Source organism: Pseudarthrobacter sp. GQ63 (genome assembly GCF_059758765.1).
The window spans coordinates 208,333-227,319 of sequence record NZ_JCAXEF010000005.1; the positions used below are offsets into that span (position 1 = coordinate 208,333).

Genomic DNA, 18,987 nt, shown 5'->3' on the forward strand with positions numbered 1-18,987 from the left:
GTCCATGTTATGTACTGGTACCCGGCGCATCACCAAAGTCACGGATGGGAAGGCGTTCGCCGTTTTGCAGGGCCGACTGGTGTGCCACGATTCCCGGGAGCGTGAAGCGGGCGGCCAGCCAGGCGTTCACGGGCGGAAGCGTGCCGTTGTTGACTGCTGTCACAAAGTCGTCCACCAGGAAATGATGGCTGCCCTCGTGGCCGTTGGGTGCTCCCCGGAACTCCTCCGGCAGCCGCCCGGGATCGTGGACCGGGGCCAGGCCGGAGACGAAGGCGTCCCGCAGGTCAGGTGCTACGTTCGCAAGGGACGGGTCATCGAGGGGGATGCTGGGCCGGGTTTCCATCTGCTCGGAGACGTCATGGACGTTGTGCTTGTCCTGCCAGACGGAGACCTTGGCGAGCTGCTCGAAGCTGGCCTCCGTTCCGAAGAACCGGAACCGGGACTCGCGGATGTGTGAGGGGTAGCCCACCCGGCGCATCTCGTTGGTGCGCATCACGCCGCCGTCGTTCAGTTCAAAGAGGGCGGTGGCGTTGGAGAAGTCGTTCCCGAACATGCTGACGTCCTTGTCAAAGACGCCGTCGTTGCGGTCATCCTTAACCCCCACGCAGCTGACGCTCACAGCATGGGCGGGGACGGCACCCAGCACACCACCCACGGCGTGGGTGGGGTACAGCATGGGCGGGTAGCTGGCGGTTTCCTTCCACCGCTCCCCTCCGCTGTACTGGTAGGCCTCGTAGAAGCCCAGGTCCATGTCATGGACGTAGTCGCCTTCGGCGTAGAAGATGCGGCCGAAGTTCCCGTCAGCGAGCTGCTTGCGGGCATAAACAGTGGCCGGGTTGTAGTAGCTGGTCTCACCCATCATGTACACCAGTCCGGTGTCACGGACGGCCTGGATGATTGCTGCGATCTCTTCTTCCGAGACCGCCATGGGGACGGCCGAGTAGACGTGCTTGCCGGCACGCAGGGCTCGCTCCACCAGGGGACCATGCGTCCAGCGCTGCGTGAAGATGGCTACGGCGTCCACGTCGGAGGCGAGGAGCGCGTCGAAGCTGTCCTTCACGCCCGCCAGGCCGTACCGGGCCACGGCCTCTGCTGCCCGCTCCGGAAGCTCGTCGGCCACATACACTGCGCTGACGCCGGGGTGGAGGTTGAACAGGTGGGCGAACTGGCTGCCGAACTGGCCTGCTCCTACTACGCCGAGTGAAAACGTCATTGTTTGCCTTCCGTTGGGGGCTGATTGGGAGACGCCGGGCAAGCGCTGTCCTCCAGGAACTCCAGTGTTCCATCCCCATCTACTCGAGTCAACAGGCCAGCGAATGGACAAATTGCCCGGATTACGGGCCCAAAGTAACCTCTTGCCCTTCTGAATCTACTCGTGTAGATTACAGCGCAGTTGTTACCCCCATCACAGTCAGGAAAGGGTCGAAGATGACCACCCTTGCCAAACACTCCAGGTCCGCCCCTGCGGCGTCGGCGTCCCCGAAGCCGCAGGGAAGCCACCGCCGCCTCGGGGACCTCAAGATCGCCCTGCTGTTCATCGCACCGGCGATGATCGGATTCGTTGTTTTCTACGTCCTGCCCACCATCCGGGGCATCTACCTCAGCTTCACGGAATACAACATCCTCGGCGACCCGGAATGGGTCGGCATGGACAACTACGTTGCCATCGCTGCGGACCCGCTGTTCTGGAACTCGCTGGCCGTCACCGGGCAGTACGTGTTCCTCAACATCCTCCTCCAGACGGCACTGGCCCTGGGCCTGGCCCTCCTGATGCACAATGTGGCCAAGTCCACCATCATCAGGGGCACCCTGCTCCTGCCGTACCTGATGTCCAACGTCATCGCGGCACTGCTGTGGTTCTGGATGCTGGACTACCAGATCGGCGTGGTGAACCAGTTCATCGAATGGAGCGGGCTCCCCCGCGTCGCGTTCTTCGGCAGCGAGGCGTGGGCCATTCCCACCCAGGCACTGATCAACACCTGGCGCCACATGGGCTACACGGCCCTGCTGATCTTCGCCGGCCTCCAGGCCATCCCCAGCCACGTCTACGAAGTGGCCAAACTGGACGGCGCATCAGCGTTCCAGACCTTCCGGAAAATCACCATTCCCCTGCTGCGCCCGGTCCTTGTCCTGGTCCTCGTGGTGACCGTCATCGGCTCCTTCCAGGTCTTCGACACCGTGGCCGTGACCACGGCGGGCGGCCCGGTCAACGCCACCCGGGTCATCCAGTACTACATCTACCAACGGGCTTTCACCGAGTCGGACTTCGGCTACGGATCCGCCATCGCCGTCATTCTCTTCCTCATCCTCGCCCTGGTGGCCTTCATCCAGATGAAGTTCCTCAAGGGCAACGAGTCGGACCTGGACTAAGGAGTCCCGCATGAGCACCACCGCACGCCGCGCACCGCTGCCGGCCGCAACCCGCCGCCGTCGTCCTTTCAACGCCCGCCGCGCCGGCGCCTGGGCACTCCTCATCCTGGCCATCGCAGTCTCCGTCCTTCCCTTCCTGTGGGTCCTGCGCACCGCGCTGTCCACCAACAACGCGCTGGCCTCGAACGCCACCAGCCTGCTGCCGGCGGAGTTCACCCTCGGCGCCTTCAAACGGGTTTTCGGACTGCAGTCCCCGGCGGAGGCCGTCGCCGAAGGCGGATCCGGTGCCGCCATCGACTTCTGGCTCTACCTGCGCAACTCGATCATCTTCTCCTCGATCACCACCGCCGGCGCCGTCTTCTTCAGCGCCATGGCCGCCTACGCCTTTTCCCGGCTGCGGTGGAAGGGCCGCAACGCCGTCTTCAGCCTGTTCCTCGGCACCATGCTGGTCCCGCCGATCTTCACGGCCCTGCCGAACTTCCTGCTCATCAAGAACCTGGACCTGCTCAACACCATGCTCGGCCTGGTCCTGCCGTACGTGTTCATGACCCCCTTCGCCATCTTCTTCCTCCGGCAGTTCTTCCTGAACATGTCACGCGAAGTGGAGGAGGCGGCCATGCTCGACGGCGCCAAGCACCTGAGGATCTTCTTCCAGATCGTGCTGCCCAACGCCGCAGCCCCCATCGCCACGCTGGCGCTGCTCACCTTCATCGGCCAGTGGAACGAATACTTCTGGCCCCTGCTCGTGGCGTCGCAGGACGATGTCCGCGTCCTGCAGGTGGGCCTCGGCGTCTTCAAGTCCCAGTCCCCACAGGGGGCACCGGACTGGTCCGGGCTGATGGCCGCAACCCTCATTTCGGCCCTCCCGGTGCTGATCCTCTTCGCCGCCTTCGGCAAGAAGATCGTCAACTCCATTGGCTTCTCCGGCATCAAATAAGCAATCCCCACCCATCGCATTCCAGCCAACTCAACCCTGAACGGAAAGTAGAACCATGAAGAAATCCCTCGGCGCCGTTGCCGTCGCCGCAGCTATGGCACTCTCCCTCTCTGCCTGCAGCGGATCCTCCTCCTCCGAAGAAAGCGCCACTGGCGAGATCAGCTACTGGCTGTGGGACGCCAACCAGCTGCCCGCCTACCAGCAGTGCGCCGACGACTTCACCAAGGCCAACCCGGACATCACGGTCAAGATCACCCAGCGCGGCTGGGACGACTACTGGAGCACCCTCACCAACGGCTTTGTTGGCGGCACCGCACCGGACGTCTTCACCAACCACCTGGGACGCTACGGCGAGCTGGCCGACAACAAGCAGCTCCTGGCCATCGACGAGGCCGTCGAAAAGGACAACATCGATCTCTCCGCCTACAACGAGGGCCTCGCGGACCTGTGGGTGGGCCAGGACGGCAAGCGCTACGGCCTGCCCAAGGACTGGGACACCATCGGCCTGTTCTACAACAAGGCAATGCTCAGCAGCGCCGGCATCCCGGAAGACCAGATGAAGGACCTCACCTGGAACCCTGAGGACGGCGGCAGCTACGAGAAGGTCATCGCCCACCTGACCGTGGACAAGAACGGCAAGCGCGGCGACGAGCCCGGCTTCGACAAGAACAACGTGGACGTCTACGGCCTGGGCCTGAACGGCGGCGGCGACTCCTCCGGCCAGACCGAGTGGAGCTACCTCACCAACACCACCGGCTGGTCCCACACGGACAAGAACCCTTGGGGCACCAAGTACAACTACGACGATCCCACGTTCCAGGAAAGCATGGAATGGTTCGCCGGGCTGGCGGACAAGGGCTACATGCCCAAGCTCGAAACCACCGTTGGCGCGAGCATGGCTGACACCTTCGCTGCCGGCAAGTCCGCCATCAACGCCCACGGCTCCTGGATGATCGGCCAGTACACCGGCTACAAGGGCATCGAGGTGGGCATCGCCCCCACCCCGGTGGGCCCCGAGGGTGAGCGTGCCTCCATGTTCAACGGCCTGGCGGATTCCATCTGGGCCGGAACCGAGAAGAAGGACGCCGCCATCAAGTGGGTTGAGTACCTCGCCTCGGCCGACTGCCAGGACGTCGTAGCCTCCAAGGCCGTGGTGTTCCCCGCACTCAAGGCATCCTCGGACAAGGCAGCCGAAGCCTTCCAGGCCAAGGGTGTTGACGTCACCGCATTCACCGAGCACGTCAAGAACAACACCACCTTCCTGTACCCCATCACGGACAACACCGCCAAGGTCAAGGGCATCATGGAACCGGCCATGGACGCCGTCGTCTCCGGCAAGGCACCCGCCAGCTCGCTGACGCAGGCCAACGAACAGGTCAACGCCCTCTTCAAGTAGGCCCCGGCCCCCAAGCCGTGGCTGCGTTTGTGGTCGCAGCCACTGGGCTGGATGCCGCCGTCCCCTCCTCGCGGCGGCGGCATCCAGCCCCCTTACCTCCCCCTCTTTGGCGTGAGGCGCATACGACACTCCAGCTCCTCCAGACATACAGCACAACGACGAAAGAGATTTCCCCTATGGACCCCCTCCACCTCCGTTCCGCCGGGACCAGCCTGGTGATCAGCTTCGACAGCGGAGAGGCCGAGGTGGTCCATTGGGGCGCAGACCTGGGCGCGGACCTGCCTGACCTGGCCATCCTCACGTCCCCGGTCCCGCACTCCGCCATCGACGCACGCGTCCCCGCAGCGCTCCTCCCCCAGGCGTCGTCCTCCTGGCGCGGCCGGGCCGCCCTGCGCGGCTCCCGGACGGCCGACGGCGTCTCCGGGCTTGATTTCTCGGCCCGCCTCCGCGTTGTGACAGCAGGCGCCGACGGCGGCTCCGCGGTCATTGTCCAGTCGGACCCGGACGCCGGGATCACGGTCGAATCCACCCTCACCCTTCACGACGCCGGGCTGCTGGAGATGCGGCACACCGTCACCAACGACGGCACCACGCCGTACCAGCTCGACGAACTGGCGACCGTCCTCCCCGTGGCGCCGGACGCCGTCGAACTCCTTGACCTCACCGGCCGCTGGTGCCGGGAACGGCACCCGCAGCGCCGCGCCATCCAGCAGGGCACCTGGGTCCGGACCGGCCGGCACGGGCGCACCGGACACGACTCCTCCCTCCTCTTTGCCGCCGGCACCACCGGTTTTGGCAACCGCCACGGCAAGGTCTGGGCCACCCACCTGGCCTGGAGCGGCAACCACGAACAGTTCGCGGACACCATTGGCGACGGCCGGACCATGATCGGCGGCTCCGAACTCCTGGGCCCCGCCGAGGTCATCCTCGAACCCGGCGGCAGCTACACCACCCCGGCACTGTTCGCCGCCTACTCCGACCATGGGCTGGACGGGATCACCGAGGCCTTCTACAGCTGGTTCCGGTCCCGCGCGCACCACGTCCTCCCTGCCGCCTCCACCGGACTGCCCGCCGGGAAACCTCGCCCCGTTGTGCTCAACACCTGGGAGGCCGTGTACTTCGACCACAACCTGGACACGCTGATCGAGCTGGCTGAATCCGCTGCCGACCTTGGCGTTGAGCGCTTCGTGCTCGACGACGGCTGGTTCCGCGGCCGCCGCGACGACCACGCCGGCCTCGGCGACTGGTACGTCGACGAGACCCTGTGGCCCAAGGGGCTGACCCCGCTGATCGAGGCCGTGACCTCCCGCGGCATGGAGTTCGGGCTTTGGGTGGAGCCGGAAATGGTCAACCTGGATTCCGATATCGCACGGGCGCACCCGGACTGGATCGTTGGCCCGTCAGCGGTGCAGCACAAGGACGGCGGCCGCCTGCCCCTGGAATGGCGGAACCAGCACATCATCGACCTGGTCAACCCGGAGGCGTGGCAGTACATCTACAGCCGGATCGACGCGCTCCTGAGCGAGAACAACATCAGCTACCTCAAATGGGACCAGAACCGGGACCTGCTGGAGCACGGCCACGCCGGCCGATCTTCCGTCCACGAGCAGACCCTCGCCGCGTACAGGCTGTTCGACGAGCTCCGCAAGGCCCATCCCGGCGTCGAAATTGAATCCTGCTCATCCGGCGGCGCGCGCGTGGACCTGGGGATCCTGGAACGCACCGACCGGATCTGGGGGTCGGATTGCAACGATGCGCTGGAGCGGCAGACCATCCAGCGCTGGACCGGCGCCGTGGTCCCGCCGGAACTGGTGGGCAGCCACATCGGGCCCACCACCTCGCACACCACCGCCCGCACCCACGACCTCTCTTTCCGTGCCATCACCGCGCTGTTCGGCCACTTCGGCATGGAGTGGGACATCCGCGGCGTCCAGGGCAAGGACCGGGAGGAGCTCAAGCGCTTCATCGCCCTGTTCAAGGAACACCGCGGCCTCCTCCACAGCGGACGCCGCGTCCACGCGGACGTGGCCGGTGACGCCCTGCTGGTGCACGGAGTCATCACCGATGCACCGGCCGGTGCTGGCACGACTGCGGGCCTGTTCGCCCTGGTCAGCACCCGCACCTCCGCAGCGGAGGAGCCTGGCCGGATCGGGATTCCCGGGCTGGAGGCCGGGCGCACGTACCGGGTGGAGGCAGTCTTCCCCACTCCCGAAGACGCCGACTACGGCCACACCTACACCCAGGTGCAGCCACCGGCCTGGCTGGCTGATGGGGCAGTGGCCAACGGACGCTTCCTCGCCGAGGTGGGCCTGCCCATGCCCAACCTCAACCCCGAGCACGCGCTGCTGCTGAAGCTCACGGCCCTCTGAGCCGCCCGGCCGGTGGGGACCAATCGATAGGGGTGCCGCGCGTTCTGGGAATGTGTAAGAATGCGCGGCGCCCACCGCCAGCCGATAGATTGTCATCCATGACTGACGCCTCCACAGACTCTGCCGCCGGCCGCACCATCCTCGTGATCAACGGGCCAAACCTGAACCTGCTGGGAACCCGCGAGCCGGAAAAATACGGCACCTCGACGTTGGCCGACGTGGAGCAGCTGGCCGCGGCCGCCGCTGAGGCCCACGGCTTCACGGCAGAATGCGTCCAGTCCAACCACGAAGGCGTCCTGCTCGACGTCATCCACGCCGCCCGGAACAACGCCGCGGGGATCGTCATCAATGCAGGCGCCTTCACCCACACCTCGGTGGCCCTCCGGGACGCCCTTGCCGCCGTGCAGCTTCCCGCCGTCGAGGTCCACATCACCAATGTGCACCAGCGCGAAGAATTCCGGCACCACTCGTACCTCTCCCCCGTCTGCTCTGCGGTCATTGTGGGCGCAGGCGTTGTGGGGTACCGGCTGGCCATTGACTACCTCGCAGAGGTCCTCTAGCCGCTACTTCTGGATGCACTGCCCGGAGGACACCGGCGCGGAGAGGGACGCCGCCTGCGATGCCACAGGAGTGAGGTCATCCATGGTGATGGCGAATCCCATCGCCGTATCCGCTGTCGCTTTCGCGAAAATTACGCCTGCCACCTGGCCGTCCATGGTCAGGAGCGGCCCGCCCGAGTTCCCCGGCTGCACGTCCCCGGCAAGCCGGTAGATCTCCTCGGGCGACGCGTTGTTGCCGTAGATGTCCGGCACCAGGACAGTGGTGATGTCCTGCACCGTGGCGGGCTTGGACTGGAACGGGCCGCCGTGGGGATACCCAGCGAAGGCTGCCGGACTGCCGCCGGGCAGGTCCCGGCCCAGCGCCAGCGGGGTTGCCTGCAGGCCGTCCACAGCCAGCACCGCAAGGTCGTGTTTGGTGTCGAAGTAGACAACCCGCCCTGGCATCGCTCCGCCGTCGGGCTTTTCCACTACCGGCTGCGACACGCCCGCCACAACATGTGCGTTGGTGACCACCCGGTCCTCTGACACCACAAACCCCGTGCCCGTCTGGTTCTGGCCGCACTGGTACGCGGTCCCGGCGATCCGGAGCACCGATTCCGCGGCCCGGTTCAGCGAGGGAGTGTCAGTACTCGCGTTCGGCACCGGCACTGCCGGCCCCTGTTCAAGGCCCTCCAGCAACGTGGGGATGCCGTTGCCGATCACGGTGGAGCGCAGCTGCGCCATGGTGGCCTTGACGGGGACGGGCGTCAATCCGTCGATCAAGCGGATGACCCTGGACTCGGCCAGCTGCTGCGACACGAACGGAACACCCAGGGAGCTGACGCTGAAGGCCAGCATGGACATCACCAGCGCGGACACCACCACGTTCACGGCTCCGCCCACCAGGCGGTCCACCGCCCGGAGGGGCCGGATCCGCACGGCGCCGCGGATTTGCCGGCCTGCCATCGTCCCCAGGCCGTGCCCCAGGACCACCAGCACGACGGCGGCCGCCACGATGGCGGTCAGTCTCCATCCGGAGTCCTCAACGAAGCCGCTCACCAGGGGGACCGCGAAGAAGGCAGCCACGGCTCCGGCCGCAAACCCTGCGATACCGCCCGCCGTCACGAGGAAACCGTTCCGCAGGCCATAAACCAGGTAGGACAGCAGTGCCAGGATCAGGATCAGGTCCAGGACAGTCAAGCCGACCACTAAGGCTCCTTATAAACAGTTGAACACCCATTCTAGTGGTGGTCACTGACAGTTCTCTGGACAGCCCATCCCTGCTGGCAGGCCTCCCAAGGGCGCCTCCCCAATCGCCTCCAAGCCGCCCCTGCGACGTCCCGTGACGCCTCCGGTGGTGGCGCTGCGGCCCCGTATCAGGGCGTTTCGCCTGCCAAGTTCGTCACAGAACCTTGAAAATTCTGAAACAATGGCACAAGCGCCACAGCCGACACTTTTATTCAGGAGATTTCATGGACATCGAGGTACTGCGCCGAGCACCCCTTTTCGCCACGCTCGACGACGACGCATTCCGTCTGCTGACGGACGAGCTCACCGAGGTGGACCTGTCCCGCGGCGCTTCGGTGTTCCGCGAGGGCGACCAGGGTGACCAGCTCTACTTCATCGTCTCCGGCAAGGTGAAGCTCGGCCGGACGTCTCCTGACGGCCGCGAATCCCTCCTGGCAATCCTGGGACCGGGTGAACTCTTCGGCGAAATGGCCCTCTTCGACCCCAGCCCCCGCACCGCAACGGCTACCGCAGTGTCCGAGACCCGGCTGGCCGGCCTTAAGAACGAGAGCCTGAACAACCTGCTCCGCACCCGCCCCGAGGTCTCTGCGCAGCTCCTGCAGGCCCTGGCCCGCCGGCTCCGCCGCACCAACGATTCGCTGTCCGACCTCGTCTTCTCCGACGTTCCGGGCCGCGTAGCCAAGGCACTCCTGGACCTCGCCGACCGCTTCGGCCGCCCCGCAACGGACGGCGTCCTGGTTGCCCACGAGCTCACCCAGGAAGAGCTGGCCCAGCTGGTGGGTGCCTCCCGCGAAACCGTCAACAAGGCCCTCGCCGAGTTCGTCCAGCGCGGCTGGCTGCGGCTGGAAGCCCGCGCCGTCGTCATCCTGGACATGCAGCGCCTCCGCCAGCGCTCCCGCTAGCCCCAAGCAGAAGGCCGCCCCCGTGAACTGTTCACGGGGGCGGCCTTCTGCGTTAACCCGGCCACACCCTCTCTCACCTCCTGCAGCCTTTTCCCACACCCTCTCTCACCTCCTGCAGCCTTTTCCCACACCCTCTCTCACCGCGGCAGTCCGAATGAGAGAGCGTCACGCCAAAACCCGCGTTAAGTGAGAGAGCGTCACGCCAAAACCCGCGTCAAGTGAGAGAGCGTCCGGTGGGGCGGCGGTAAAATTAAGGCACGAGGTGCATGGCGATGTCAGTGGCTATGGGTGTCCTTTTGATCCTGCTGGGACTGGCGGCCTTGGCCGCCGCAGCCGGCACGGTGGTCCTGGTCATCCGCGACGGCCTTGGCCGGATTCCGCTGGAACCACCCGCCCAGGACTGGACCGCAGGGACCCTTCCCAGCCGCCCGTACTCCACGCTCAGGCGAATCTAGCGTTCGCGTTGGGGGTCGTCAGCAGTTGTTTTGGCGGCCTCCACCTCAAGCATCAGCTTGCCGTCCTCTTCAACCAGGACCGGCTGGTACACATGGGCCTTGCGCTTATAGCTGAGATAGGCGATGCAGCCATTGGCCGCGGCCATCTTTTCGAGCATGATCTCGGAGCCGGGGACCAGCAGTTCCCCCAAGGTGCGGCCAACAGTATTTTCTTGGCCCACTTCGTCGCCCAGGGCCGTAGTGTGGCGTTCGGCGATGACGTCCGCGGCATTGACCCACCGGCCCCACATACCTTTGCCCTCCAACAGGGTGGGCTGCTGGTTCAGGGGGACGGTGGCCGCAAAGTAGCGGGTGTCGAACCGGCGGTGGGCGAAATCGGGACTGCGCCAGTTGACCAGGGACTTGAGCAGGTCCGTCCGGACCGACAGCCCCCGCTTTGCCAGGACTTCCGGGAAGGTCTTTTCCTGCTCGGCAACCGCAACGCGGGCGCGCATCCATTCCGGGGTTGACGTCGCTTCAATGGTGCCGGCCATGTCAGTCCCGGCCAGCAGCAGGCCGGTTTCCTCGAAGAGCTCGCGGATGGCGCCCAGCACATGGCGGCGCGCCAGCCCGACGTCGTCCGTCCCCATCTGCTCAGCCCAATGCTGTGGCGACGGGCCCAGCCAAGAGACGGGATCGTCGTCGGCCGCGTCCAGCGAGCCGCCGGGAAACGCCAGGACGCCCAGCGGCGAGGAGCCCGGCCGGTACGCCAGCCAGGTCTCCAGGCCGGTTGGGGAATCCCGCAGCAGCACTACCGAGGATGCAAGGCGTGCTGCCCGCGGGGTCCGTTCGCCATGTTCGAGCCAGCTCTGAGCCGCCCCTTCAAGGTCCTGGGGAAGGGCGAAGAGCCGCCGGGCGAGGTGAGGCAAGGGAAACGACCGGTCCTAGCTAAATTCGGCGATCAGTTCGACCTCGACGGGAGAGTCGAGGGGCAGCACGGAGACGCCGACGGCGGAACGTGCGTGCTGGCCTGCGTCACCGAGTACGCGTCCCAGCAGTTCCGAGGCTCCGTTGATGACACCGGGCTGGCCGGTGAAGGAAGGATCGGACGAGACGAATCCCACAACCTTGACGATGCGGGTGATCCGGTCAAGGTCGCCGATGACGCTCTTGACGGCCGCCAGGGCGTTGACGGCGCAAATGGCTGCGAACCGCTGGGCGTCCTCGGGTGAAACGGTGGGCTCGTCGGCGTATCCTTCGGTCCCTGCCGAGACTTTGCCTGTTGCCGGGAGTTTGCCGTTAATAAAGGGAAGCTGTCCGGACGTGTACACGTGGCTGCCGGAGACCACCGCCGGGACGTAAGCGGCCACGGGCGCAGCCACTTCCGGAAGGGTAAGCCCAAGGTCTGCGAGCCGCTGCTCAACAGCGGAAACCGGGGCGTCAGCCGCGCCTGGCTGGGCCTGTGCGGAGGTGCTCATGCTACTGCTTCTCCCTCTTGAGGTAGGCAACCAGGCCGTTCCCGTCAGGTCCGGGGACAACCTGGACCAGCTCCCAGCCGTCGTCTCCCCACTGGTCAAGAATCTGCTTTGTGGCGTGAATAATGAGCGGAATCGTCGCGTACTCCCATTTGGTCATGAGAGAAAGACTAGTCCTTGCCGGTAAAGTGGAAAACATGGCGACTCGTACGAACCCATTATTCGACACTGCCACCACCCTCGGAAAAATCCTCGTTTTCCTTGGCGTGAGTGCGATTTGTGGTGTCCTGGTAGCAGGCCTGCTGGTTCCCGCGGCGGCTGTTTCAGGCAGCGCAGCCAGCGGTTCGATCGAGTTCTTCGACACTCTTCCGGATGAGCTGAAGGTCGATCCGCCCAACCAGACCACCAGGATCCTGGCTGCGGACGGCAGCGAGATCGCGAGCGTCTACAAGGAGAACCGCACCAAGGTTGCCCTGGACCAGATCTCGCCGTTCATGAAGGAAGCCGTCATCGCCGTCGAGGACAGCCGGTTCTACGAGCATGGCGGCGTGGACACCACGGGTATCCTGCGTGCGCTGGTCAGCACCGCGCGCGGAAACCGGCAGGGCGCGTCCACGATCACCCAGCAGTACGTCAACAACGTCCTCAACTCAAACCTCGCCGCCGAGGGCAGGGACGAGGACATCAAGCTCAATGGCGTGAACAAGGGCGTGGGCGACAAGCTCCGGGAGATGAAGCTCGCCATTGCCCTGGAGAAGGAGTTCAGCAAGGAGCAGATCCTTGAGGGCTACCTGAACATCGTGTTCTTCAACCGCGACGCCTACGGTATTGAAGCCGCGTCCAGGTTCTTCTTCAGCACCACCGCCAAGGACCTCACCCTTCCGCAGGCTGCGCTGCTGGCCGGCCTGGTCAACAGCCCGTCCGCGTTCGACCCCATCGCCAACCCGGAGAACGCCAAGCAGCGCCGTGACTTGGTGCTGAGCCTGATGCTGGACCAGGGCAAGGTTACGCAGGCAGACTACGACGCCGCCGTCGCCACCCCCGTGGAAACCAACGTCACGCCCGCCCGGCAAGGCTGCGCCTACGCGTCCACCGCCCCGTACTTCTGCGACTACGTGCTGCACCTGCTGGAAAACAACCCGGCATATGGTGCAGACCGTGAAGAACGCCTTCGCCTCATCTACGGCGGCGGCCTCACCATCACCACAACGCTCGACCCGAACGCACAGGCAGCTGCCCAGGAGCAGGTCAATGCCTCCGCCGGCGCCAACCCGGACAAGTGGGGAGCTGCCATGGTGTCCGTGCAGCCCAACTCCGGCAAGATCGTCTCGATGGCCCAGAACACTTCCTTCCTGCCCGCCGAAGGCGCCTTCGACTCGCAGGTGAACTTCAACGTGGACAAGCTGGACAAGGACGGCAACGACCTCAACGGCCTGGGCGGCGCGCAGCCCGGCTCCACCATGAAGCCGTTCACGTTCGCCCAGTGGCTTGAGGAGGGCAAATCCATGAATACCGTGGTCAATGCCGCCCAGCGCCGCTACCCGCTCAACTTCAAGTGGCGCAACTCCTGTGGCCAGGTCACGGGCGCCTACAACACCGCGGAAAAGTCACTCGGCGCCGCTGACGACCTGCAGAACGCGGAACCCCAGTGGTACCGGCCGCTGTCCGTCCTCGAAGGGCTGTACAACTCCATCAACACCGTCACCTTTGCGTCGGCGGCACAGTTGGACTTCTGCGGAATCCAAAAAATTGTTGACGCAACCGGCCTTCATGGCGGACTCCCGGCTGACGGCGAGCCCAACCCGAAGATCAACATGTCCACGCTGGGCAACCTGCTGGGGTCCACCCAGACGGCTCCGCTGACCATGGCCAGCGCCTTCGCCACCTTCGCCAATGACGGCAAGTACTGCGAGCCCATCGCCATCACCGCCGTCACTGACCAGACCGGGGGCACCCTCCCGGCACAGTCCAGCAGCTGCCGGGATGCGGTCAAGCCCGAGGTTGCCCGCGGCGTGAACTACGCCCTCCAGGAAGTACTGAACCGCGGCTCCGGCTCCCTGATCCAGCCCCGCATCTCCACCCGGACCAGCTTCCCCATCGGTGCCAAGACCGGTACCTCGAACAACAACGGCTCAACCTGGGTTGTCGGCCACACCACCGGCCTTGCCACGGCCGCCTGGTTTGGTGACGCACTTGGCGCCCAGGACCGTTCCGGCCAGAACATCACCGTGAACGGAAAGTTCTACCCGGGCATTGACGGTTACATGATTGCCGGGCCAATGTTCTCGAACTTCATGTCCCGGATTGCGCCCGCCTACGGCACCGAGCCGTTCCCTGCCCCGCCCAGCTCCATGATCAACGGTGGCGGCAACACACGCACGCCGGCCACCACGGCGCCGCGCACAACTCAGGCACCCCAGGCTCCGGCAACCCAGCCGCCCGCCCCCTCAGCCCCAGCCGCACCGGCCGCCCCCGAGCCTGCTCCGCAGCCGACCAACAGCGGCAACGGGAATGGCAACGGAAACGGAAACGGCTAGCCGCCGATGACATCGACCAACACGTTGGCCGGCCGCGCCCGCACCCTCGGACGCGGCCTTGCCGTCACCGCCGGAGCCGGCGCTGCCGCCGGGGCAGCCGCCTTCGGGTATGGCCTGTGGGAGAAGGACCAGTTCGTCCTCCGCGAGGAAACCCTGGCGATCCTGCCGCCGGGACACAACCCGTTCCGCATCCTCCACCTGAGCGATATCCACTTCATTACCGGCCAGAAAAAGAAGGCGGCCTGGCTTCAGTCGCTGGCTGACCTCAAGCCGGACCTGGTGGCCAACACCGGCGACAACCTCAGCCACCCCAAAGCCGTGGACCCCCTTCTGGCCGCCCTGCGCCCGCTGATGGACTTCCCCGGGGTTTTCGTTCCAGGCTCCAACGACTACTTCGCGCCGAGCCCGAAGAATCCTGCCCTGTACCTGCTGGGGCCCTCCAAGGTGAAGCCCAAACCCAAGATGCTGGACTGGCCCCGGCTGCGCTCAGGTTTCGGCATGGCCGGCTGGGTGGACCTGACCAACCGCCACCAGTCCTTGGTGCTGAACAGCATGCGCTTTGATTTCTCCGGTGTTGACGATCCCCACCTGAAACGCGAAAAGTACGCCGGCTGGCCCCGTGGAACCGTAAACCAGGACGCCGCAGACCACCTCAAAGTGGCCGTCATCCATGCGCCCTACCAGCGGGTGCTGGACCACTTCACCGAAAACGGCGCGGACCTCCTGCTGGCCGGCCACACGCACGGGGGCCAGATATGCATCCCGGGCTACGGCGCGCTGGTGGCCAACTGCGACCTTCCCACGTGGCGTGCGAAAGGGCTTAATGACTGGCAGAGCAACGGAAGTACGACGCCGGTCAACGTGTCCGGCGGCATCGGCACCTCCCGCTTCGCCCCGGTAAGGATCGCCTGCAAGCCCGAGGCAGTACTGCTGACCCTCACCTCACCCAGCTGATCCTGCTGCGCGTGCAGCATCATGCTGCATTGCGGAACGCAATAACTGGGCAAGCTCTTTATCACGCCGAAATTCCTGTGAACCGCCTCACGTCCATGGCATAGGGTAGTTGCTAAGGGAAACTACATTCGTTTTAGAGCTTGAGAAGCGGGCATGGCCAAGCAATCTTCATTTTTTCGATCGATCAGTCGTCTCTATCCCCATGTCCGGCCCATCATTCCACGGCTGCTGCTGGGACTCGTGTGCGCGCTGCTGGCCAGTATCGTTGCGCTGGCGATCCCCCAGGTGCTGCGGGTGCTGGTCAACGAGTCGCTGAAGCCGGGCGGCGCCAGCGAAGCCATCTGGGTTTCGGCCGGCGTCATCCTGGTCCTGGGCATAGCTGAGGCGGGACTGGTGGCACTCCGCCGCCAGTTCGTGATCAATCCCGCCACCACAGTGGAGACCCGGATGCGTGTGTCCCTCTACGACCACCTGCAGGAGCTCACGGTCTCCTTCCACGACCGCTGGGGCTCAGGCCAGCTCCTGTCCCGCGCCATGACGGACCTCAACTTCCTGCGCCGCTGGATGGCGTTTGGCGCCATCATGCTGGTGGTCACCACGCTCACCGTAATTATCGGTATTGCCGTTATGTTCGCCATGAGCTGGCAGCTGGCCCTGATTTTCCTGGCCGCGGCCGTGCCCATCATGGCGTACAGCTTCCGGTTCCGCACCCGCTTCAGCAAGGTTGCCCGCCGCAGCCAGGACCAGGCAGGCGACCTGGCCACCACGGTGGAGGAATCGGTACACGGCATCCGTGTGCTCAAGGCCTTTGGACGCAGCCGGGAAGCACTCGAAAACTTCGAGGAACAAGCCGAAGAGCTGCGCCAAACAGAGATCGACAAAGCGCGCCACCAGGCCATGTTCACCATGGTGGTCACACTCTTGCCGGAACTTGCCCTCGGAGCGGGCCTGGTGGTGGGCATCATGCTCTGTGCCAGCGGGCAACTGAGCATCGGCGCATTGGTGGCCTTTTTTGCCACGGCGGCCGTCATTGCCTCACCTGTGGAATTCTCCGGCATGCTGCTGGCCATGGCACTCACTGCCAAGACCGCCGTCGACCGCCACTACGAAGTCATGGATTCCGCCAACACCATCACCAGTCCCCCGGAACCGCGCCTGCCGCGCCAGCTCGCGGGCGCCCTCGAATTCCACAACGCCACCTTTGCTTACGAGGATGCCCCGGACAAACCCATCCTGGAGAACGTCAGCCTGGACGTCCGGCCGGGTGAAACCATGGCCCTGGTGGGAATCACGGGCAGCGGCAAGAGCGCGCTGCTCCAGCTGGTGCCCCGGCTGTACGACGTCACCGACGGATCCATCAGCATCGACGGCGTGGACCTGCGGGACTTCGACGTGGAGGAGCTGCGCCGCATCGTGGCGGTGGCCTTCGAGGACACCACCCTGTTCTCCAACTCCGTCCGGGACAATGTGCTGCTCGGTGCCCCCGTCCGCAGCGACGCCGTCCTGGAGGAAGCCCTGGATGTTGCCCAGGCACACTTCGCGTACTCCCTGCCGGAGGGCCTGGACACCCTGATCGGCGAGGAAGGCCTGAGCCTGTCCGGCGGGCAGCGCCAGCGGATCGCCCTGGCCCGTGCCATCGCGGCCCGCCCCCGCGTGCTGGTGCTGGATGACCCGCTCTCCGCCCTTGACGTCCATACGGAGGAACTGGTGGAGACCCGGCTCCGTGCCGTTTTGAAGGACACCACCACCCTGATCGTCGCGCACAGGCCGTCCACCGTGGCCCTTGCGGACCGGGTGGCGCTGCTTGAGGAAGGCCGGATCACCGCCGTCGGAACCCACACGGAACTGCTGGCGGGCAACGACCATTACCGCTATGTCATTGCGAGCCTGGACCAGGAACCCCGGGACCTGGACACGGAACTCTCGGACCTCAAGGAAGAAGCAGCTATCCAGGAAGCGGAGGTCACCCGATGAGCGCCGCCTCCTTCGGCACTGCCAATGAAGACAACGCGCACCTCAGCAAGAGTGACAGCAGGGCCGTCCGACGGCGGTCACTGGCGCTCCTGCGGTCACTGATCCGGCCGGTGCGGCTCCGGTTCTGGCTGACCATCGCCATGGTGGTCCTCTCCCAGGCAGCAAGGGTGGCCGGTCCGGCGCTGATCGCCTTTGGCATCGACCGTGCCCTGCCTGCCCTGCAGGCCGGGGACAACGCACCCCTGGTGTTCACCGGCGCCGCCTACCTCCTTGCTGCCATTGCGACGGCGGGGCTCACGGCTCTGTACGTCACCTCCACCGCGAAGCTCAGCCAGGCCATGCTGCTGGACCTGCGCCTCCGGGTCTTCCGCCAGACCCAGCGGCTGAGCCTCGAGTTCCACGAAAAGTACACGTCGGGCCGGATCATCGCCCGGCAGACCTCGGACCTGGAAGCCCTCCGCGAACTCCTGGACTCCGGCGTCAGCTCGCTGGCGTCAGGCATGCTGTTCATGGTCTTCACCGCCATCACCGTGTTTGCCCTTGACTGGCGGAGCGGCCTGCTGGTGCTGGCCGCCGGCGTGCCCATGTTCTTCCTGGCCCGCTGGTACCAGAAGCACTCCCAGATAGCCTTCCGCGAATCCCGTGTGGTGTCCGCCCGGCTCATTGTGCACTTCGTGGAAACCATGACCGGAATCCGCGCCGTCAAGGCTTTCCGCAAGGAGCAGGAAAACTCGGGCCGGTACGGCCAGCTTGCCGAGGACTACCGGCGGGTCACCGTGCGCTCCATCAACCTCAACGGCATCTTCCAGCCGGGGCTGGTCCTGATCGGCAACGTCTGCGTGGCCGTGGTCCTGCTCTTCGGCGGCTTCCGCGTCCTCGGCGGTGACCTGGAGGTAGGGGTGCTGCTGGCGCTCATCCTCTCCACCAAACGGTTCTTCCAGCCGGTGGACCAGATGGCCATGTTCTACAACTCCTTCCAGAGTGCGCAGGCCGCGCTTGAGAAGGTGTCGGGGCTCCTGGAAGAGGTGCCCACGGTCCGCCCGCCCAGGAACCCGGTTGCCCTGAAGCAGGCCAAGGGAGCCATCGACTTCAACGGCGTGGAGTTCCGCTACGGCGAGGGCCCGCTGATTGTCCCCACTTTGGACCTCCACATTCCCGCGGGACAGGCAGTTGCCCTGGTAGGACAGACGGGTGCCGGTAAGTCCACGCTGGCGAAGCTGATAGCACGCTTCTACGACGTCTCCGCTGGTTCCCTCACGCTCGACGGCGTCGACGTCCGCCACCTGGGCACCACGGACCTGCGCCGCAACATTGTGATGGTCACCCAGGAGGCATTCCTGTTCAGCGGCTCGGTGGCGGACAACATTGCCCTGGGCCGCCCGGAGGCTTCCCGGGCGGAGATCGAGGACGCGGCCAAAGCCGTAGGCGCCCACGACTTCATCATGGAACTGCCTGATGGCTACGACACCGACGTCAATAAACGCGGCGGTCGCGTCTCGTCCGGACAGCGGCAGCTCATCAGTTTTGCCCGGGCGTTCCTGGCCCGTCCGGCCGTGCTGATCCTGGACGAGGCAACGTCCTCCCTGGACATCCCGTCCGAGAGGCTGGTGCAGCAGGGCCTGGCTCGGCTCCTGGCGGGCACGGAAGCGGCCCGCAGGACGGCGCTCATCATTGCCCACCGCCTGTCCACGGTGGAAACCGCTGACAGGGTACTGGTGGTGCATGACGGCCGGATCGTGGAGGACGGCAGCCCGGCTGAACTCATTGGCGGCGGCGGCCGCTTTGCGGACCTCCACGGCGCCTGGAAGGATTCGTTGGTCTGATTTTCGTCCGGGATTTCGCATCGGGACCC

At 65.5% G+C, this 18,987-nt stretch carries 16 protein-coding genes; 11 read left to right on the forward strand and 5 right to left on the reverse strand.

What is annotated here, in order from left to right; genetic code table 11:
- Positions 1-7: 7 nt before the first annotated feature.
- Positions 8-1,213: a Gfo/Idh/MocA family protein gene (locus tag AC6CHP_RS11530; RefSeq protein ID WP_377194405.1), complete on the reverse strand. Its 1,206-nt coding sequence runs from the start codon at positions 1,211-1,213 to the stop codon at positions 8-10.
- Positions 1,214-1,428: 215 nt separating this feature from the next.
- On the opposite strand from AC6CHP_RS11530, the gene AC6CHP_RS11535 reads away from it, so the two are divergent.
- From AC6CHP_RS11535 to aroQ, 5 genes are all read left to right on the forward strand, one after another.
- Complete coding sequence (locus AC6CHP_RS11535) at positions 1,429-2,370, forward strand: carbohydrate ABC transporter permease (RefSeq protein ID WP_188726757.1); 942 nt, start codon at positions 1,429-1,431, stop codon at positions 2,368-2,370.
- A 10-nt stretch (positions 2,371-2,380) separates the two neighbouring features.
- On the forward strand, positions 2,381-3,307 hold the full coding sequence (locus AC6CHP_RS11540; protein ID WP_104184734.1) for a carbohydrate ABC transporter permease: 927 nt from the start codon (positions 2,381-2,383) through the stop codon (positions 3,305-3,307).
- 55 nt (positions 3,308-3,362) lie between these two features.
- A complete protein-coding gene (locus tag AC6CHP_RS11545) occupies positions 3,363-4,703 on the forward strand; it encodes an ABC transporter substrate-binding protein (protein WP_188726756.1) in 1,341 nt (446 codons plus the stop codon).
- Positions 4,704-4,879: 176 nt separating this feature from the next.
- Positions 4,880-7,072, forward strand: a complete 2,193-nt coding sequence (locus tag AC6CHP_RS11550; protein ID WP_498229957.1) for an alpha-galactosidase — start codon at positions 4,880-4,882, stop codon at positions 7,070-7,072.
- 98 nt (positions 7,073-7,170) lie between these two features.
- Positions 7,171-7,632, forward strand: a complete 462-nt coding sequence (gene aroQ / locus AC6CHP_RS11555) for a type II 3-dehydroquinate dehydratase (RefSeq protein WP_188726752.1) — start codon at positions 7,171-7,173, stop codon at positions 7,630-7,632.
- A 3-nt stretch (positions 7,633-7,635) separates the two neighbouring features.
- On the opposite strand, the gene AC6CHP_RS11560 is transcribed toward aroQ, so the two are convergent.
- On the reverse strand, positions 7,636-8,820 hold the full coding sequence (locus AC6CHP_RS11560; RefSeq protein WP_498229958.1) for a MarP family serine protease: 1,185 nt from the start codon (positions 8,818-8,820) through the stop codon (positions 7,636-7,638).
- A 263-nt stretch (positions 8,821-9,083) separates the two neighbouring features.
- Here AC6CHP_RS11560 and AC6CHP_RS11565 point away from each other — a divergent pair, with 263 nt between their 5' ends.
- Together AC6CHP_RS11565 and AC6CHP_RS11570 are read left to right on the forward strand one after the other, a co-directional pair.
- Positions 9,084-9,761 (forward strand): Crp/Fnr family transcriptional regulator, encoded by a 678-nt coding sequence (locus AC6CHP_RS11565; protein WP_009359192.1) that lies wholly within the window; start codon positions 9,084-9,086, stop codon positions 9,759-9,761.
- Between the two features lie 266 nt (positions 9,762-10,027).
- Complete coding sequence (locus AC6CHP_RS11570; protein WP_188726741.1) at positions 10,028-10,216, forward strand: hypothetical protein; 189 nt, start codon at positions 10,028-10,030, stop codon at positions 10,214-10,216.
- On the opposite strand, the gene AC6CHP_RS11575 is transcribed toward AC6CHP_RS11570, so the two are convergent.
- Genes AC6CHP_RS11575 through sp36 form a run of 3 tightly spaced genes read right to left on the reverse strand, consistent with a single transcriptional unit; the run spans position 10,213 to position 11,830 of the window.
- Positions 10,213-11,124, reverse strand: a complete 912-nt coding sequence (locus tag AC6CHP_RS11575) for an NUDIX hydrolase (protein WP_498229959.1) — start codon at positions 11,122-11,124, stop codon at positions 10,213-10,215. The two genes, AC6CHP_RS11570 and AC6CHP_RS11575, sit on opposite strands and share 4 nt — an antisense overlap.
- Before the next feature lie 15 nt (positions 11,125-11,139).
- Complete coding sequence (locus tag AC6CHP_RS11580) at positions 11,140-11,673, reverse strand: RidA family protein (protein WP_066278949.1); 534 nt, start codon at positions 11,671-11,673, stop codon at positions 11,140-11,142.
- 1 nt (position 11,674) lies between these two features.
- Positions 11,675-11,830: a Sp36 family protein gene (sp36, locus tag AC6CHP_RS11585; protein ID WP_003797879.1), complete on the reverse strand. Its 156-nt coding sequence runs from the start codon at positions 11,828-11,830 to the stop codon at positions 11,675-11,677.
- 37 nt (positions 11,831-11,867) lie between these two features.
- On the opposite strand from sp36, the gene AC6CHP_RS11590 reads away from it, so the two are divergent.
- The 4 genes from AC6CHP_RS11590 (at position 11,868) to AC6CHP_RS11605 (ending at position 18,958) form a co-directional block, all read left to right on the forward strand.
- Entirely contained in the window at positions 11,868-14,207 is a 2,340-nt protein-coding gene (locus AC6CHP_RS11590) for a transglycosylase domain-containing protein (RefSeq protein WP_188726737.1), read from the forward strand.
- Positions 14,208-14,213: 6 nt separating this feature from the next.
- Entirely contained in the window at positions 14,214-15,161 is a 948-nt protein-coding gene (locus AC6CHP_RS11595) for a metallophosphoesterase (RefSeq protein ID WP_377195845.1), read from the forward strand.
- Positions 15,162-15,314: 153 nt separating this feature from the next.
- Positions 15,315-17,135 carry an ABC transporter ATP-binding protein gene (locus tag AC6CHP_RS11600; RefSeq protein WP_498229960.1) on the forward strand — a complete coding sequence of 607 codons (1,821 nt, stop codon included), beginning with the start codon at positions 15,315-15,317 and terminating at the stop codon, positions 17,133-17,135.
- Positions 17,132-18,958 (forward strand): ABC transporter ATP-binding protein, encoded by a 1,827-nt coding sequence (locus AC6CHP_RS11605; protein WP_498229962.1) that lies wholly within the window; start codon positions 17,132-17,134, stop codon positions 18,956-18,958. The genes AC6CHP_RS11600 and AC6CHP_RS11605 overlap by 4 nt, the downstream gene beginning before the upstream one ends.
- Positions 18,959-18,987 lie beyond the last annotated feature (29 nt).

Excerpts from the sequence above, each read along its gene's own strand:
- AC6CHP_RS11540 (WP_104184734.1), top strand. The coding sequence starts at position 2,381 with ATGAGCACCACCGCACGCCGCGCACCGCTGCCGGCCGCAACCCGCCGC.
- AC6CHP_RS11550 (WP_498229957.1), top strand. The coding sequence starts at position 4,880 with ATGGACCCCCTCCACCTCCGTTCCGCCGGGACCAGCCTGGTGATCAGC.
- AC6CHP_RS11545 (WP_188726756.1), top strand. The coding sequence starts at position 3,363 with ATGAAGAAATCCCTCGGCGCCGTTGCCGTCGCCGCAGCTATGGCACTC.
- AC6CHP_RS11570 (WP_188726741.1), top strand. The coding sequence starts at position 10,028 with ATGGCGATGTCAGTGGCTATGGGTGTCCTTTTGATCCTGCTGGGACTG.
- AC6CHP_RS11535 (WP_188726757.1), top strand. The coding sequence starts at position 1,429 with ATGACCACCCTTGCCAAACACTCCAGGTCCGCCCCTGCGGCGTCGGCG.
- sp36 (WP_003797879.1), bottom strand. The coding sequence starts at position 11,830 with ATGACCAAATGGGAGTACGCGACGATTCCGCTCATTATTCACGCCACA.
- AC6CHP_RS11580 (WP_066278949.1), bottom strand. The coding sequence starts at position 11,673 with ATGAGCACCTCCGCACAGGCCCAGCCAGGCGCGGCTGACGCCCCGGTT.
- AC6CHP_RS11595 (WP_377195845.1), top strand. The coding sequence starts at position 14,214 with ATGACATCGACCAACACGTTGGCCGGCCGCGCCCGCACCCTCGGACGC.
- AC6CHP_RS11530 (WP_377194405.1), bottom strand. The coding sequence starts at position 1,213 with ATGACGTTTTCACTCGGCGTAGTAGGAGCAGGCCAGTTCGGCAGCCAG.
- AC6CHP_RS11600 (WP_498229960.1), top strand. The coding sequence starts at position 15,315 with ATGGCCAAGCAATCTTCATTTTTTCGATCGATCAGTCGTCTCTATCCC.
- AC6CHP_RS11590 (WP_188726737.1), top strand. The coding sequence starts at position 11,868 with ATGGCGACTCGTACGAACCCATTATTCGACACTGCCACCACCCTCGGA.
- AC6CHP_RS11605 (WP_498229962.1), top strand. The coding sequence starts at position 17,132 with ATGAGCGCCGCCTCCTTCGGCACTGCCAATGAAGACAACGCGCACCTC.
- aroQ (WP_188726752.1), top strand. The coding sequence starts at position 7,171 with ATGACTGACGCCTCCACAGACTCTGCCGCCGGCCGCACCATCCTCGTG.
- AC6CHP_RS11565 (WP_009359192.1), top strand. The coding sequence starts at position 9,084 with ATGGACATCGAGGTACTGCGCCGAGCACCCCTTTTCGCCACGCTCGAC.